Source organism: Cyanobacterium sp. (assembly GCF_054166785.1).
Map to the genome: position 1 here is coordinate 43,745 of NZ_JBSZCP010000023.1, position 16,455 is coordinate 60,199.

A 16,455-nucleotide genomic window follows, 5' to 3' on the forward strand; every position below is an offset into this window, starting at 1 on the left:
CGTTAATGTTTTTATACCTCCAGCATGGCACGACGTATTAGACGAGTGGCGATGGATTGGGTGCCAGTATGTTCAAAATAGTTGGTGGACATATCAAGAAAAGCGGCGACATAATCGAGTTGATTATCAGAGAATTCGACAAAACTTTGTAAATTTTTCATCACCTTACCTTGGGTTAAATTGCGATCGCCCACAAACCCTGTCATCCAACCAGTTACCGCTCCAAAACTTTTGCTAATAAAGCCTAACTGCCCCGCAGGATTACCCCCCGGAATAAATTTACTTACCTTGGAAAAAGCTCCATTACTAGACAACTCTTGGGGGCTTAAATTATCTAAAGTGGACTTGACCGCCAAAATAAAATCAGGACCAAAGGGAATTAAACCATCAATACACACCAAGGCTGCCATACGCATAAGGGCTTCCCCTTCATACTCCTTTAAAGCCTTAACAAAATCGCCGATGCTATCCCCCGGTAAACCATTAATCTGGCAAAAAGCCACAACTTCCACCACCAATTTAATGGATAAATCCAGGGCCTGTGCCTTTTGGTTATTGGGGGTTAATTTATTGAGAAAGCTAAGAAAACCGATTTTTTCCCCTACCTTATTAGCTAATGCCGCCGCACCAAGGGCTGAATCAGCCTTATCTACGGTTTGATATAACCATAGGGCATTTTGATAACCTTGGGTCTTATCATTGTATAACCACACCGCGCGATCGCCTATTTTTTGGATCCATTTTTCATCGGTTTCTTTACTAATATCCCGAATCATCTGCTCAAAATTAGTGGGATTTTGCCATTGCCCCGGCACCACAAAATCAAGGGAATTTAATACCATGGTGGTAACATTACGCTTAGGTAAATTGTCCACCAAATCATAAATAGATTTACTCATAACTCTTTATGCTCCTAATTTAAACTTGCTAAACCATCGAGATCAAACTTTCCTAACCAAGTCTCCCTATCTGCCACGGTGAAGCCATCATCGGTTGATCTTACCGTTACTTGAAACCTATCGGCGACTAATACTGCCGTTGCCCTTGAGCCTTTTTGCGCCACAGGATAACCCCCTATTTGCCCTTGACTATCCACAAAATCATCCTTCGCAGAGGGATTACTAATGGTATCAAAAACCCCTAGGGTTGCCACATTTTGCCCCGATTCCTTTAAAACAGCTTCCACGAAGCCATCCTTTTCTTGGGTAAAAACTCGCTCATAATTTTCCTCACTCACAGGAAAGAAACGGTTAAAACTAGAGCCTTTTTCCGCATCTCTGGATACTGCCGTATTGCGACTCCCCGCATCAATGCTTTCCTGTTGCGCCCCTTCAAATCTTGAGGGGGTATTATCTCCACAGGCAGGAAGAATAATCAGTAAACAAGCAAGGGAAAAACCAACTATTAAACGGGATATTTTTTTCATTTCATCTAAATTTAGCTAAAATTGACTTTTATGATTAATTATTATCCTAATAATAAATGATTTATTAGCTAATCAATATAAAAATTATCGTTTTGTGTGTACAAAAATGTTAGTGGGAAAGTTAAAAGATAATAAGCAGAAGGCAAGAGGGAATAAAAAACATATCCCATAATTGTAACAAACCCTATATTAAAATGATGTTTATCTTTTAAAACTAGCCATAAATATTACTAATAAATAGCCTGAATATTACTCAATTAATCCTTTAACATTAAGTAAAAATATATACCTGTATTTAAATAATGCGTATTTTAATTTACTCTTACAACTATCATCCCGAACCCATTGGCATTGCCCCCCTAATGACAGAACTAGCGGAAGGATTAGCAAAAAATGGACATGATGTAAGGGTTTTAACTGCCATGCCTTGGTATCCTGAGAGTCAAATTTATCCAGATTATCGGGGCAAAATTTATACAGAAGAAGAAAAAAATGGGGTTAAAATTTATCGTTCCTATGTATGGGCAAGTCAAAAAAGAAGTTTTATTAATCGAGCAATGTTTGAGATTAGTTTTGCTTTTTTTAGTTTTTGGCAAGGATTAAAGTGTTGGCAACCAGAAATCATTATTTCTACTATTCCAGGGCTTCCTGCCATTATTCCTGCGTATTTTTTAAGTAAGATATATGGTTCTCCTTTGGTTGTTAATTTACAAGATATTTTGCCTGATGCGGCGGTTCATGTGGGATTATTAACTAATGAAAAATTAATTAAAATCTTTTCTATTTTAGAAAAATTTGCTTATCAAAAAGCTGATAAAATTTCTGTTATTGCTGATGGTTTTACCAAAAATTTAGCAAAAAAAAATGTAGATGTTGATAAAATTATCAAGATACCTAACTGGGTGGATGTGGATTTTATTAAACCTGTGGCAAAAAAAGATAGCTATTTTATTGAGGAAAATAGTTTGCAGGGAAAATTTGTTGTTATCTATTCTGGTAATATCGCCCTTACTCAACCCATCGAAATTTTAATGGAAGCAGCCCAAAAGTTGAAGCACTTGGATGATTTGATGGTGGTAATTGTGGGTAAAGAAGAGGCTTTGGCAAGGTTGGAAAAATATCGGCAGGAGTTGGATTGTGACAATGTTTTATTAAGGCCATTTCAACCAAGGGAAAAATTACCCGAAATGTTGGGGGCGGTGGAAATTGGCATGGTGACTCAAAAAAGTAATGTGATTGATTTTAATTTACCTTCAAAAATTCCTGTTTTGCTGGCTAGTGGTTGTGTGATTATTGGCTCTGTGCCTGAGTCTGGCACCGCTGCCCAAGCTATCAAAGAAAGTGGGGGTGGGGTGGTTATTCCCCCAGAAGATGCCGAGGCTTTGGCGAAACAAATTGAGGAGTTTTACCATAATCGAGAGCTTGTAGCCCAGATGAGTAGGGCGGGGCGTAAGTATGCGGAGATTAATTATTCTTTTGAAGGGGCGATCGCACTTTATGAGGAATTATTTAAATCCCTTGTAAAAAATCGAAAATAACGAAGGCAAAATGAACTAAAGTTTAATTATCCATTGTCCACTATCAATTATCAACTATTACACGATGGTAAATATTAATAATCAATCTATTGCCTATCAGAGCTTAAATAGTTCTCATCCTCTCCAAGATTGTACCCTAGGGGCGATCGATATTGGCACAAACTCCATTCATATGGTGGTAGTAAAAATAAACGCTCAAATCCCCTCATTTACCATTATTGCCAAAGAAAAAGATACCGTTAGACTGGGCGATCGCAACTTAGAGAATGGTAACCTAACCCCAGAAGCCATGGAGCGGTCATTATCTGCCCTAAAACGGTGTAAAGACTTAGCCGATAGCCTAAAAGTAGATCAGATCATTGCCGTGGCCACCAGCGCCACCAGAGAAGCCCCCAACGGCATCGAATTTTTGAACCAGATTGAATCAGAATTAGGCATTAAAGTTGACCTAATTTCAGGACAAGAAGAAGCCAGAAGAATATATCTGGGGGTACTATCAGGAATGGACTTTGGCGGTGGAGTCCATAGTCTCATCGACATTGGGGGAGGCTCTACGGAAATGGTACTCGCCGATAGTCAAGAAACCCGTCACCTCAGTAGTACCAAAGTGGGAGCCGTTAGACTATCCCAAGATTTTATCAGCACCGACCCCATTAGTGAAAAAGAATTTATCCGTTTAAAAGCCTATATCAGGGGTATGCTAGAGCGCCCCGTGGAGGAGTTTAAAAACGCCCTGAAACAAGGAGAAAAACCCCTCCTAGTGGGTACATCAGGCACCATTGAAACCATCGCCATCATCGATGCCATGGAAACCCAAGGTAGTGAGCCAAATCCCCTTAATGGTTATGAAATTCCTAAGAAAAAGATAGAGCAAATCTTAGGCAAAATGCTCAAAATGGATTATGACGAAAGGGCTTCTATGTCGGGAATGTCTGAACGTCGGGCAGAAATTATTGTACCGGGTATCATGATTTTACTCGAAGCCATGACCATGTTAGAAATCGATTCCATTACTATTTGCGAAAGGGCTTTACGGGAAGGAATTATCGTTGATTGGATGTTACAAAATGGTTATATTGAAAATCGTTTAGTATTTCAAACCAATGTGCGCGCCCGTAGCGTGATGAAGATTGCCCATAAATATCAGGTAGATTTACCCCACGGGGAAAGAATTGCTCAATTTGCCCTCAAAATTTTTGACCAAACCCAAGGACAATTACATGATTGGGGAGAAAAAGAAAGGGAATATCTTTGGGCGGCAGCTATTTTGCACAACTGCGGTTTATACATTTCCCATGGGGCACACCATAAACACTCTTATTATTTAATACGCCATGCCGAACTTTTAGGATTTACGGAAATTGAGGTGGAAATTATTGCCCAAATTGCCCGTTATCATCGCAAAAGTAAGCCCAAACGAAAACATGAGTCTTATTATTCCCTAGCCCATGATAATCGTAAAATAATTAAGCAAATGAGTGCGATATTACGCCTTGCGATCGCCCTTGATCGCCGTCAAATAGGGGCTATTCGGGATTTGGAGTGTAAATATGATCAAGAATACGAAAAACTACATTTACAACTAATTCCCACTAAAAAAGATGATGATTGTGCCTTGGAGTTGTGGAATTTAGAGTATAAAAAACCTATTTTTGAAAGTGAATTTCAAGTAAAAGTATTGGCAACCCTCACCAATTAAAGTAAATAGAAATTGATCATTGCTAATTGTCTATTTCCCCTAGCCATCCCATTTATTCATCAAAGCCTAATTATCTAACTACATATTTTTTGATAACTCTATCCAATTGTTTAAAGTTAATAGGTTTAGTGAGATAGTCACTCATGCCCACATCAAAACACTTACCCCGACTGTCATCATCATCATTGGCTGTCATAGCCACAACCACGGGTAATTTTTTTTCACGGGTAGCTACTTGATAAATTTTCTGGGTGGCTTCTAAACCGTCCATGATGGGCATTTCCATATCCATAAAAATGAGGTCATATTCCCTTTTTTCAAGGGCGCTGATAACTTCTACTCCGTTATTAGCCACATCTACCTTATAGCCTATTTTTTTAATAAGACTAATTAACAATTTTTGGTTAACTTGGTTATCTTCGGCAATTAAAATTTTGGGGCAGTCGTCTAGTTGAATATAGGTTTCTTTGTCAATGACGGTATCCCTGTTGATATTTCTGGAGTTTTCAAAGGTATATTCTAGGTTTAGATAGTGCTTGAGTTTATTTAATAAAACCCCATGGGAAAATGGTTTACTGATAATATCATCACACCCAGAGGCAAGAATTGCCTGTTTTTCTTCCATAAAGGCATGGGCAGTGAGGGCAATGATGATGATACTTTGATTATTTTCATGACTCCATTTCTTGATGATTTTGGTGGCTTCATCCCCATTCATATTAGGCATACCGATGTCCATTAATATCAGATGAGGATACCATTTTTGGGTACGGGCGATCGCCTCTATACCATCTTCTGCTTGTTTGACTTGAAAACCAACGGGAATCAATAGTTTAGTCAATAGTTTACGATTACTTTCATTATCATCCACCACCAAAATACGATACATAGATTGACTAGATGCTAGCCGTAGCTTTTGATGATTGTCTTCTATGGGTTGAATGATTTTAGGATTAGCTTGGGCGGGGGAAAAGGAGATAGTAAAATCAAAGATACTACCTTTGTTAATGACACTGGTAACTTGAATACTTCCCCCCATTAGATGGATAAATTCTTGGGAAATAATTAAACCCAAACCAGTACCTTGTTGAGATTGGCGCCCCGATTGAGACTGAAAAAAGCTAGAAAATAATTTGCTCATTTCATCGGGGGCAATGCCCACCCCCGTATCTTCTATTCTAAAGTGGAGGGTTTGAGGATTAGACAATTCTGCGCATAAGCTGACAGTACCTTTTTTAGTAAATTTGATGGAGTTACTAAGAAGGTTTAACAATACCTGTCTGAGTTTTCCTTCATCGGTGATAATGTATTCTGGTAAGTTTTCTTGTAAGAGGAATTTTAGTTGCAGATTTTTTTCTGTGGCTTTGATTTGCAACATTGACTCAATGGAGGCTAACATCTCTCGAATATTGAAAAGATTTTCATTGAGGGTAATTTCCCCCGCCTCAATTTTCGATAAGTCCAAAACGTCGTTAATTAGTGAGAGTAGATGTTTTCCACTGGTACTAATAATGGTTAAATTTTCTTTATTCTCAGGGCTTAAATTTTGGTCATCTTCCATCAGTTGAGCAAATCCTAGAATAGCATTAAGGGGTGTTCTCAATTCATGGCTCATACTCGACAGAAATTCACTTTTAGCCCGATTGGCTTTTTCTGCCATTTCCTTGGCTTTTTCTAGTTCTTTTGTACGGTCTTCTACTTTTTGCTCTAATTTTTGATTAATTTCTTTTAGGCTTTTTTCTTGCTCTAGTAAGGTATGGGCAAGTTCATTTAAACTAGAGGATAAAAGGGCGATCGCATCTTTTCCTTGATATACTTTGATTGGGGTTTCTCGATTTCCCTCGGTAATAATCTTTGCTTGTTTACTAAGATTTAATAAAGGTTTAGTAATTCTATCGGCTATTTTCCAACCCACCACCGAAGCAATACTGGCTAAAAATAAACCCCATAATAGGATTTGTATTTGTAAATTATATGCAGGTCTAAAGGCGATCGCACTTTCTTTTTTTATTACCACTCGCCACCCTAAACCAGGATAATCTAAATAACCATCATCAACTCCATAACTAATTAAATACTCACTACCATCAATATCTGCCTTTTTAGTCACATAACCATTATTTCCCGACGCTGACTCTAAAAAAAACCCTCCGTCAAAAATAGTTTTTTCCCCAGAATTTAGAAGAATATCCCCATCCTCACTAACAATCAAAATATCAACTTCCTGCTCTTCCCCTATATTTCTCATCAGGCTATCTTCCAAAGACTTTACCCACTCCCAACTCAGATGCGCCCCCAATACCCCTATCAACTGCTCATTATTGTCATATACAGGGGTAGATATATCCAACAATCTAAGTACATCTCCATCGTCTGGGGGAGGAAGTATCTTCCCTAACAACTTAGCATCATGGACATCTCCCACAAAAGAAGATTGTAGCCCCTCCACAAACCAAGGGCGCTCGCTAACATCTACCCCCTCCAACATTTTTTGGGTACTAACTTCTACGATACCTTCATCATTAGCAAAGCCAATCCAAGCATAATTATCGTAGCTTTCTTGTAACTGATTAAGTAAAACCCGTCTTGCCCCATCATTCCTTTGTATAGAGCGAAATTCAGATAATACCGCTATATTACTAATATTTTTATAACGTTCCAACATTCCCTGTTGAAAGGTAGTTAATAATTCTCGATTTATTTGTTGTAAGAAAAGAGTTTGTTCTTTTTCTACCTGATGCTTTACCTGTTGTCCTACTATTAAACTAAAAATAATAGAGATAAAAAAGGTTAACACAGCAAAGGAAAAACCGAGCTTGGTTTTCAATGTCCAATTTAACCAAATTTTGTGTAGAGGGGAGGGAAATTTATAGTTATTAGCCATGGAGCATTAACGAGGATTGGAGTCAGTTAAATTTTAGTTTATTTAGTATGTAAAAATGTTATTTATGATTTCAAATAACAAAATCTCCATAATTTTATTCTATTCTTTATTATGATACTTTCCGTTGCGATCGCCCAGCTACCCGGAATTCATCCCCTAGATGTAAAACAACTACAATCAGAAGGAATTAGTACCAACATAGATTTGTTAAAAAAAACCACCAGCGAAGAAAAAAAACAATTACTAGCCCGTAACACGGGATTAAATATAAAATTACTCAGTAAGTGGGTTGCTTTATCTAATTTAGCCTGTGCGCAGAGTATTGGAACGAAATATTGCGGTTTGTTACTACATGCTGGTATTCCTTCCTTGCACCACCTGAGCACTACTTCCGCACCACAACTACACCGTCAAGTTATGCGCCTACAGGTATCAACCTTTAAAAGAAAAGATCTCTGTCCTTCCATATCCCTTGTAGAGCAGTGGATTCAGGACGCAAAAAAGATAACTAGGGTTAAATAAAAACGGCAACAAATACATATAACAACCCATGAACTTTAAATCTTAACTATTCTTCATTCTGTCTTCAATATCTTCAAAGGTTTTGAGTAATAGAGTTTGGGCTTCTAACTTCCAACCTAGTTGCTGAATTTTGATGGCAATGGGAAGGGCGATCGCCGTTGCGATAAAATCAAGATACTGTTGGGAAGATATGCCAAATAATAAACCTAGCCCAGCAATGCCCCAAAAAGGCAGAGCAAAACTTTGACGGCTTTCTTCTATCTTTTTAAACAAAAAACCCTTGGGCTTCTTTTCTAACAATTCCTGTTTTAATTGTTGTTGTTGATTGTAAGGAAGAGCAATGCCTATTTTACGGCGTAACTTCTCAATTTTACGAGCCGTGGTACTATATTGGGTTAATTCATCCTCAGCCATCCGCAAAAGTGCTTCTAAATTTGCCATTGTTTCTCTCTAAAATATGATCGTTTTTTAATAAATGGTGAAACTAATCTCAGCAATGGGAAAAAAGGTTTTTACTCTATTTAAAAAAATGTTCTTCAATAAAATTAGTATAAACATTTCCCGCCACAAACTCAGGATGATTTAAAATTTTGCGATGAAATTCGATGGTGGTAGGCACTCCCGTAATAGCACATTCCCTCAAAGCACGTTTCATCCTCTTAATAGCCGTTGCCCTATCTTCACCCCAAACAATCAATTTACCAATTAAAGAATCATAATAGGCAGGAATTTGATAGTCAGGATAAACAAAAGAGTCCATGCGTACCCCGGGCCCCCCGGGAGGTAAATAAGCGATAATTTTCCCCGGATTTGGTCTAAAATCATGGTTAGGATCTTCTGCATTGATACGACATTCGATGGCATGACCCCGAAATTGTATATCCTTTTGAGAGAATGATAACTTTTCTCCCTGGGCGATCGCAATTTGTTCCTTAATCAAGTCTAACCCAGTAATCATCTCCGTCACAGGATGCTCTACTTGGATACGGGTATTCATTTCCATAAAATAGAAATTACCGTATTTATCCACCAAAAACTCCACTGTACCAGCACCCACATAATTAATCGACTTAGCCGCCTTCACCGCCGCCTGTCCCATTTTTTGACGTAACTTAGGATTTAAAATCGCCGAAGGTGCTTCCTCCAACAACTTCTGATGCCTTCTTTGAATCGAACAATCCCTTTCCCCAAGGTGTACCACATTACCATAACTATCCGCTAAAATTTGAAACTCAATGTGACGGGGTAACTCAATAAACTTCTCCAAATATACCCCCCCATTACCAAAAGCCGCCTCCGCTTCCCCTTGTGCCGCATGGAAAAGACGCACCAAATCAGACTCTTGATGAACAAAACGCATTCCTCTACCACCACCCCCAGCAGTAGCCTTGATGATTACAGGATAGCCAATTTCTGCCGCCATTCTCAGGGCTTCTTGCTCATCGGATAATAAACCCTTGCTACCCGGAATCGTAGGTACTCCTGCCTGTTCCATGGTTTTCTTTGCCGTGGATTTATCTCCCATGGAGGTGATAGATTCAGGACGAGGTCCAATAAAAGTCAATTGATGGTCAGCACATATCTGGGCAAAACGGGCATTTTCCGCCAAAAATCCGTAACCGGGGTGAATAGCTTCAGCCCCCCTTGTCAAGGCCGCAGAAATGATATTAGGAATATTTAAATAACTTTTGTTACTAGGAGGAGGACCAATACAAACGCTCTCATCTGCTAATTTTACATGGAGGGAATCACGGTCAATGGTAGAATGAACCGCAACGGTGGCTATTCCCATTTCTTCGCAACTGTGGATAATTCGTAGGGCAATTTCGCCTCGATTAGCAATTAAGATTTTGGAAAACGACATTTAGTATCAGGGTCATAAATCTAATAACCTTTGTATCTTACGACCTTTTGGCAATTCTGACAATGAACTGGAGCGAATGGTCAATTACCCACGAAATTTTGACCAATAAAGCAAAAATCACCCCCAAATACCAAATTTAAAGGAGTGATTATTTTGTAGTGGGCAGAGCGAGACTCGAACTCGCACGACCGAAGCCGCCACATTTTGAGTGTGGTGCGTCTACCAATTTCGCCATCCGCCCTTGGCATGACGCTCACTATTATAACTAACTTTTTCTCTTTCTAGCAAGTTGTCATATTCAGGAGAACTGGACCAATTTTGGATCGCCTTTGCTCGTAAAATAGGTAAAGGATGGGTTAATTGGGCTGTCTGCATATCTTTGAGCATATCTCCGATGTCGGTGTTGCTCATTTGTTGATAATCTTTCACTTGTTCCATAAAAGCATCTAAATTTAACTTAGAAGCAAGGGATGGTGAGCCTCCCGTTAGTTTCATGAGTACAGACATCACAATTTTGGGATCTTGAGCGACTAATAACGCTGCGCGATCGCAACTAAATTCAGCACAGCGTAACCATTGTAATAATTGACTTTGCATCGACTGAGCCAAAATACTACCCCAACTAGGCAATAACCCCGTTGCCAAAACGATTAAATTTGCAAGGGTAAGATATACTCCATGTTCACATTTCAAATGTCCTAATTCATGGGCGATTACCGCTTCTACTTCTTCATCGGTCAAAATTTCTAGTAAAGATGTATGAATAACCATAAAAGGTTTTTTACCCCGAATGGCAAGGGTATAAGCATTGGGTACAGGATTTTGTTTTATATAAAGTTGAGGGGCTTCTATGTCAAGAATAGAGGAGGCATTGAGTAATAATTGATGAAGATGGGGAAGTTGTTTATCACTGATTAAAATACTAGAAGCAATGTTATTAAGATAAAAAAAATCTTCTGCCACCGAACCTAAAATACCCCTCATGGCGATGTCTAATCCGGGTAACTGTTTTAAATTTTTTGTAGCTTCTAAGTCGAGGGGATGTCTAAAGTCGTCGGCTTTTAAACCTATTAATTGCGTTTTCATAATTATTTTGGCGGTGGGTTATTTTTTCTTTTATCTTAACTAAAACAAGGACGAAACAAGCTGTGATTACAAGTTGAGAAAGATCTATTTTTGGTTTTTTTCGTTACCGTATATAATTTGAAAAATAAAGATAGTCACAGTTTATATCCATGGCGGAATTATCCCGGGTGATTGCCACTCCTTCAGAATCCCTAAAAATTACTTTTGCTCCTTTATGTGTGGAGGATGTTTATAAATTGGCGGAGTCTCCCGAAAATGGCGCGGTGGTTTTAATGAGTGGCACCGTGCGGAATCAAACCGAGGGAAAAGCTGTTAAATATTTAGAGTATCAAGCCTATGAACCCATGGCAATTAATATTTTTCGTTTAATTTGCGATCGCATTTATAAGCAGTGGCAAGAAACAAAAACCATCGTTATCCACCATCGTACAGGGAAACTAGCCATTGGAGATATAAGTGTATTAGTGGCGGTGGGATGCCCCCATCGTGGAGAAGCCTTTGAAGCCTGTCAGTATGCCATTGATACCCTGAAACATAATGCCCCTATTTGGAAAAAAGAACACTTTGCCGACGGTGCCACTAGCTGGGTTAGCATTGGGGCCTGTGAAGAATTTTCGCACAAACAAAAGCTAACCTAATAATCACTATCCGCCACACATATTCCCTTACACTTAATACCATTGGTAGCAGTTCTTTTACAATGGGGACAAAGAATTTCTTCTTTTTGCTTGTCTTCCTGTACGTCTTCAAGCTCTCGATTTTTTTGGTTATCAATCATTATAAATTGTAAAGTTTTGTATCTATAGCCATTGTAGGCTAGAGTTTTGAGAAGACGCAACCATAAATTTAGCAAAAAAATATGTACCCATGGAAATTAAAAACTTGAAAGAGATTAATCAGGAAATTTAGCCGCTAACTCAGATTTATCCTCAATAATTTCAAAAACCTGTTTCATATTTGTTAGCTCAAATAACATGGTAATTTGATCATTAAGAGCCATGAGAAATAAACGTCCATTGACAGTACGAATACTTTTGAGTGCCTGTACCAAACCCCCTAACCCTGAACTATCCATAAAAGTTACCCTCTTAAAATCCACCAGAATATAAATAGTTCCTTCACTAATGAATTGATTTATGTTTTGACGAAATTCATTAGCCTTTACACCGTCAAAAATTCCTTCAGGTTTTAAAACTTTGATTTTAGGTAGCATTTTCAATTTATAGACACTCTGTTATAGATATTTTAACCAAAATTAACCGCAAAAATTCTTTAATTTTTTAGACCTGTGGTGCCAATACCTTCAATAAATTGTTTTTGTCCCAAAATAAATAACAAAATTACGGGAATGGTGCTAATAACTACCCCGGCCATTAACAGTGACCAATTACTGGTAAATTGTTCTTGGAAAGAAGCAAGGGCTAATTGAACGGTTTTTAGTTGGGGATTACTGGTAAATACGAGGGGTTTAAATAAATCATTCCACTCCCCGATAAAGGTAAACAAAAATAAGGTAATTACGGCGGGTTTAGCGAGGGGTAAAAGAATGTGCCAGATAATTTGTAATCGATTTGCCCCATCTAATTCGGCGGCCTGTTCTAATTCGATGGGTATGGTGCGAAAATATTGTCTCATTAAGAAGATACCAAATCCGTTGGCGGCACTAGGTAGAATTAAAGCCCAATAGGTATTAATTAAGTGGGCATTTCTGAGAATTAAAAATATGGGAATTACTAATAGTTGGATGGGAATAACTAAGGTGGCGATTATTAATAAAAGAATAAAATTTTTGCCCCTAAACTCCATTCTAGCTAAAGCATATCCAGCTAAAGCAGAGGTAACTATTTGAGAAAAAGTAACGGCGATCGCCACTAGAGCTGAATTTAAAAAAGCTAAAACAAAATCTCCCATTTCCCATGCTTGAAGATAATACTCAAAAGTAAAACGAGTAACTTGATTTTCTATTTTAAAGAAAGAAGTATATAAAACCACAAAAAGGGGAGATAAAATAATAATCACTCCGCCAAATAAAATTAAAAAACTAATAATCTTAAACAATTTATTCATAAAAAAAGCGTAAACCAAGAAACAATTAATTATCAAACAAAATTTTAAATAAACTTTATTTTTTGAGATATGAAGATCCCTAACCTCCATCAATAACCTCTAATTGATGAACACCAAAACAGTTAAAATGAAATATAATCACTTTGGAAAGTCATTTTTAGATAGTAATGTTTTATAAAAAGGGTTTAAACTTTGTTCTAAGTTTTTTAATTATAGGTTTTGGATGGGCTACTAATACATCCGCTCAAGAATCAAACTCCTCCGAGGCTAACATATCAACCTCTAGCCGTGACTTATTATTACGCCCTAGTCAACCCCAAGAAGTAAGGATTGAAGGCTTAACCCCCATCACCCTAGAAGAAGTCCTTGCCATAGCCCTAGAGAACAATAGAAACTTACAAAGAGCTAAACTAGAATTACAAAGGTCTAATGAATCCCTAAGAGCAGCCCAAGCCCAAGAAAGAGTGTTTGTGGATGGTAATGCTGATGCTAGTCTCTCAGGAAATCAAACCTCTGGACTATTTGGCAATACCCATACTTTTGGTGCGGGGGCAGGGGTTGAGGTAGGCTATCGACTTTCCACCGGGGGACGCATTAGTGCCACTATCAACAGAGCCCAAGAAGAAATAAGATTTAGTCAGTTAGAAGTCGATAAAATAACCCAAGATACTACCTTTGAAGTATCCAGAGCCTATTATCAGCTACAAAATAATGATGCCCAAGTAAACATTGCCCAAGCAGCCGTGGAAGACTTTACCCAAACCCTCAGAGATGCTCAACTTTTGGAAAGGGCTGGTTTAGGTACTCGTTTTGATGTATTACAAGCAGAAGTAGATTTGGCTAACGCTAATCAAGCCCTCACAAGGGCTATGGCGGAGCAAAAAAACGCCCGTAGAGAATTAGCCAGAGTGGTGGGAGTACCTGAAACGGTAGAATACTCATCCGCCGATGAAGTAGAAGAAAGAGGGGAATGGACTTTACCCTTAGAAGAAAGTATCGTTTTAGGTTATCAAAACCGACAGGAGTTAGACCAAATTTTGGCTCAAAGGGAAATCAGTAGGCAGGATAGGGAAATCGCTCTTTCCCAAAGAAGACCCCAAGTAAATCTATTTGCTAACTATAATTTTAATACTACTTTTGCTGATAGTCGTCCCTTGGGTGTAACGGGCTACAGTGATGGTTACAATATTGGAGCTAGATTACAATGGCGTTTTGTGGACGGAGGAGAAAGCCAAGCTAGGGCGCAGCAGGAAGAAATATCCGTTGCTATTGATGAAAATAATTTTGGCGATCGCAAAAGTGCCATTAGATTAGAAGTGGAAACTGCTTTTAATGACTTGGCGGCCAATAAAGAAAATATTTCCACCACCGAACAAGCCGCCATCACCGCCACGGAAAGCCTCAGATTAGCTCGATTACGCTTTCAAGCGGGGGTCGGCACCCAAACCGATGTTATCAATGCTCAAAGGGCATTAACTGAGGCTAGGGGCAACTTTTTACAAGCAATTATCGGTTATAACCAATCCCTAAATAGTTTACAAAGAGCCGTAGGACAATATGGTATTGCCGAATAAAATTCCTAACCTTTAACCCCACTACTAGCATCACTGGGAATGATGTATTTTTGGAGGAGGATAAATAAAACCATCACGGGGGCAATGGAAATAATCGAACCAGCGGCAATCAAGCGCCAGTTTAAATCAAGGGAACTAGCAAGGGTTGCCACCCCTAGGGGTAAAGTATAGTAAGAAGGGCGATCTAAAACAATCAGAGGCCATAAAAAGTCGCTCCATGCCCCAATGAAAACAAAAATGGCGAGGGTAACGGTGGCGGGGCGAATAGCTGGTAACATGATGTGCCACCAGATGCCCAATTCAGTGCAACCATCAATCCGTGATGCTTCTTCCAATTCTTTTGGTACTCCTTCAAAGGCTTGTTTAAGAAGAAAAATCCCAAATGCAGAGGCTAGGTTAGGTAAAATGACTCCGAGATAACTATTTCTGAGCCCAAATTGAACGGTCAAGATATAAAGGGGTATCATGACAATCTGAAAGGGAATCATGATGGTGGCAACCACGAGGATAAAAATTAATTTTTTTCCTTTAAAGTCTAACCTTGCTAAAGGATAGGCCGCCAGAGAACAAAATATAAGATTAAAAGTAACCGTTAAAACAGCGACAATTACACTGTTTAAAAGATAGGTTTCAAAGGGGTAGTTTTGCCAAACTGAGATAAAGTTTTCTAGGGTAAATTGTTCGGGAATAAAGTTCGGCGGAAAGCTGAAAATGTCCTCCCCTGCTGATTTAAAAGATGTTCCCAATAACCATAATAGAGGGAAAAGCATGGCGATCGCAATTAGGGTTAAAATCAGATAAACCACCATTAATTTGAGAACACTTTTTTTCTGATTCATCTTTTTTTGCTAATGCTTTGATTTTATCCGTCATATTTTACCGTAAAATATAACCTTGATCCTCAAAAGTGTAACAGTACAATGGAAACAGTCAAAATCGGCATCATTGGCGGTAGTGGTTTATATAAAATGGAAGCCCTCGAAGACATTACGGAAGTTAGTTTAGACACTCCTTTTGGGAAACCCTCCGATAACATCATCATCGGTACATTAGATGGCACAAGGGTAGCCTTTTTGGCTCGTCATGGTAGAAATCATCATCTTTTACCCACCGAGTTACCTTTTAGGGCAAATATCCACGCCATGAAGCAACTAGGAATTGACTATATCATCTCCGCCTCCGCCGTAGGCTCCCTACAAGCAGAAATAAAACCCCTTGATTTTGTCATCCCTGACCAATTTATTGATCGCACTTCTCAACGCATCGCCACCTTTTTTGGGGAAGGAATCGTTGCCCATATTGGCTTTGGTAATCCCGTTTGTAAAAAATTAGGAAATACCCTCGCCCAAGCCATTACTAACCTTAATTTTCCTGATGTGGATCTCCATCAAGGGGGTACATATATCTGTATGGAAGGACCCGCATTTTCCACCATTGCCGAGTCAAACTTATACCGCAGTTGGGGTGCAAGTATTATTGGCATGACCAATTTAACCGAAGCAAAACTTGCCAGAGAAGCAGAAATTGCTTACGCTACCCTTGCCCTTGTGACGGACTATGACTGTTGGAATCCAGATCACGATCATGTTACGGTGGAAACAGTGATTAATAATCTCCATCAAAATGCTACTAATGCTCAAAAAATTATTAGGGAAACAGTAAAACTCATTGTGGCGAATCCCTTTGAGTCGGAAGCCCATTCGGCTCTCAAAAGTTCTATTTTTACTCCCCTTGACAAAGCACCAGAGCAGACAAAACAAAAGTTATTACCTATTCTTAAAAAATACCTTTAGGT

16 protein-coding genes and 1 tRNA gene are annotated in these 16,455 nt (G+C 38.7%); 6 read left to right on the forward strand and 11 right to left on the reverse strand.

All coding sequences use genetic code 11. The annotated features are described in order from the left end of the window. Nucleotides 1-11: 11 nt before the first annotated feature. Both ACXITR_RS04025 and ACXITR_RS04030 read right to left on the reverse strand, forming a co-directional pair. Nucleotides 12-899, reverse strand: a complete 888-nt coding sequence (locus ACXITR_RS04025; protein ID WP_457995942.1) for a hypothetical protein — start codon at nucleotides 897-899, stop codon at nucleotides 12-14. 14 nt (nucleotides 900-913) lie between these two features. After that, a complete protein-coding gene (locus ACXITR_RS04030) occupies nucleotides 914-1,426 on the reverse strand; it encodes a hypothetical protein (RefSeq protein ID WP_457995943.1) in 513 nt (170 codons plus the stop codon). Between the two features lie 302 nt (nucleotides 1,427-1,728). Between ACXITR_RS04030 and ACXITR_RS04035 the strand changes: the two genes are divergently transcribed. Continuing rightward, nucleotides 1,729-2,964, forward strand: coding sequence for a glycosyltransferase family 4 protein (locus ACXITR_RS04035; protein WP_457995944.1), 1,236 nt, complete (start codon nucleotides 1,729-1,731; stop codon nucleotides 2,962-2,964). A gap of 64 nt (nucleotides 2,965-3,028) precedes the next feature. Beyond that, on the forward strand, nucleotides 3,029-4,663 hold the full coding sequence (locus ACXITR_RS04040; protein WP_457995945.1) for a Ppx/GppA phosphatase family protein: 1,635 nt from the start codon (nucleotides 3,029-3,031) through the stop codon (nucleotides 4,661-4,663). Between the two features lie 70 nt (nucleotides 4,664-4,733). Here ACXITR_RS04040 and ACXITR_RS04045 read toward each other — a convergent pair whose 3' ends face one another. Continuing rightward, nucleotides 4,734-7,547: a response regulator gene (locus tag ACXITR_RS04045; RefSeq protein ID WP_457995946.1), complete on the reverse strand. Its 2,814-nt coding sequence runs from the start codon at nucleotides 7,545-7,547 to the stop codon at nucleotides 4,734-4,736. A gap of 111 nt (nucleotides 7,548-7,658) precedes the next feature. On the opposite strand from ACXITR_RS04045, the gene ACXITR_RS04050 reads away from it, so the two are divergent. Continuing rightward, complete coding sequence (locus ACXITR_RS04050) at nucleotides 7,659-8,069, forward strand: DUF4332 domain-containing protein (protein WP_457995947.1); 411 nt, start codon at nucleotides 7,659-7,661, stop codon at nucleotides 8,067-8,069. A gap of 42 nt (nucleotides 8,070-8,111) precedes the next feature. Here ACXITR_RS04050 and ACXITR_RS04055 read toward each other — a convergent pair whose 3' ends face one another. From ACXITR_RS04055 to ACXITR_RS04070, 4 genes are all read right to left on the reverse strand, one after another. After that, complete coding sequence (locus ACXITR_RS04055; protein WP_457995948.1) at nucleotides 8,112-8,510, reverse strand: hypothetical protein; 399 nt, start codon at nucleotides 8,508-8,510, stop codon at nucleotides 8,112-8,114. A 76-nt stretch (nucleotides 8,511-8,586) separates the two neighbouring features. Beyond that, on the reverse strand, nucleotides 8,587-9,933 hold the full coding sequence (gene accC, locus ACXITR_RS04060) for an acetyl-CoA carboxylase biotin carboxylase subunit (RefSeq protein ID WP_457995949.1): 1,347 nt from the start codon (nucleotides 9,931-9,933) through the stop codon (nucleotides 8,587-8,589). Nucleotides 9,934-10,092: 159 nt separating this feature from the next. After that, a tRNA-Leu gene (locus tag ACXITR_RS04065) sits at nucleotides 10,093-10,174 on the reverse strand. Then, nucleotides 10,153-11,019, reverse strand: a complete 867-nt coding sequence (locus tag ACXITR_RS04070; protein WP_457995950.1) for a M48 family metallopeptidase — start codon at nucleotides 11,017-11,019, stop codon at nucleotides 10,153-10,155. The genes ACXITR_RS04065 and ACXITR_RS04070 overlap by 22 nt, the downstream gene beginning before the upstream one ends. 149 nt (nucleotides 11,020-11,168) lie before the next feature. Here ACXITR_RS04070 and ACXITR_RS04075 point away from each other — a divergent pair, with 149 nt between their 5' ends. Beyond that, complete coding sequence (locus ACXITR_RS04075; RefSeq protein ID WP_457995951.1) at nucleotides 11,169-11,657, forward strand: molybdenum cofactor biosynthesis protein MoaE; 489 nt, start codon at nucleotides 11,169-11,171, stop codon at nucleotides 11,655-11,657. Here the strand turns inward: ACXITR_RS04075 and ACXITR_RS04080 are convergent. From ACXITR_RS04080 to ACXITR_RS04090, 3 genes are all read right to left on the reverse strand, one after another. Continuing rightward, nucleotides 11,654-11,797 carry a hypothetical protein gene (locus tag ACXITR_RS04080; protein ID WP_457995952.1) on the reverse strand — a complete coding sequence of 48 codons (144 nt, stop codon included), beginning with the start codon at nucleotides 11,795-11,797 and terminating at the stop codon, nucleotides 11,654-11,656. The genes ACXITR_RS04075 and ACXITR_RS04080 overlap by 4 nt on opposite strands. A 114-nt stretch (nucleotides 11,798-11,911) precedes the next feature. Continuing rightward, nucleotides 11,912-12,232, reverse strand: coding sequence for an STAS domain-containing protein (locus ACXITR_RS04085; RefSeq protein WP_457995953.1), 321 nt, complete (start codon nucleotides 12,230-12,232; stop codon nucleotides 11,912-11,914). 59 nt (nucleotides 12,233-12,291) lie between these two features. After that, nucleotides 12,292-13,086 carry a carbohydrate ABC transporter permease gene (locus ACXITR_RS04090; RefSeq protein WP_457995954.1) on the reverse strand — a complete coding sequence of 265 codons (795 nt, stop codon included), beginning with the start codon at nucleotides 13,084-13,086 and terminating at the stop codon, nucleotides 12,292-12,294. A 167-nt stretch (nucleotides 13,087-13,253) separates the two neighbouring features. Between ACXITR_RS04090 and ACXITR_RS04095 the strand changes: the two genes are divergently transcribed. Next, nucleotides 13,254-14,660 (forward strand): TolC family protein, encoded by a 1,407-nt coding sequence (locus ACXITR_RS04095; protein ID WP_457995955.1) that lies wholly within the window; start codon nucleotides 13,254-13,256, stop codon nucleotides 14,658-14,660. A gap of 5 nt (nucleotides 14,661-14,665) precedes the next feature. On the opposite strand, the gene ACXITR_RS04100 is transcribed toward ACXITR_RS04095, so the two are convergent. After that, nucleotides 14,666-15,499, reverse strand: coding sequence for a carbohydrate ABC transporter permease (locus ACXITR_RS04100; RefSeq protein WP_457995956.1), 834 nt, complete (start codon nucleotides 15,497-15,499; stop codon nucleotides 14,666-14,668). An 81-nt stretch (nucleotides 15,500-15,580) separates the two neighbouring features. Between ACXITR_RS04100 and ACXITR_RS04105 the strand changes: the two genes are divergently transcribed. Continuing rightward, nucleotides 15,581-16,453, forward strand: coding sequence for an S-methyl-5'-thioadenosine phosphorylase (locus ACXITR_RS04105; RefSeq protein ID WP_457995957.1), 873 nt, complete (start codon nucleotides 15,581-15,583; stop codon nucleotides 16,451-16,453). Nucleotides 16,454-16,455: the final 2 nt, after the last annotated feature.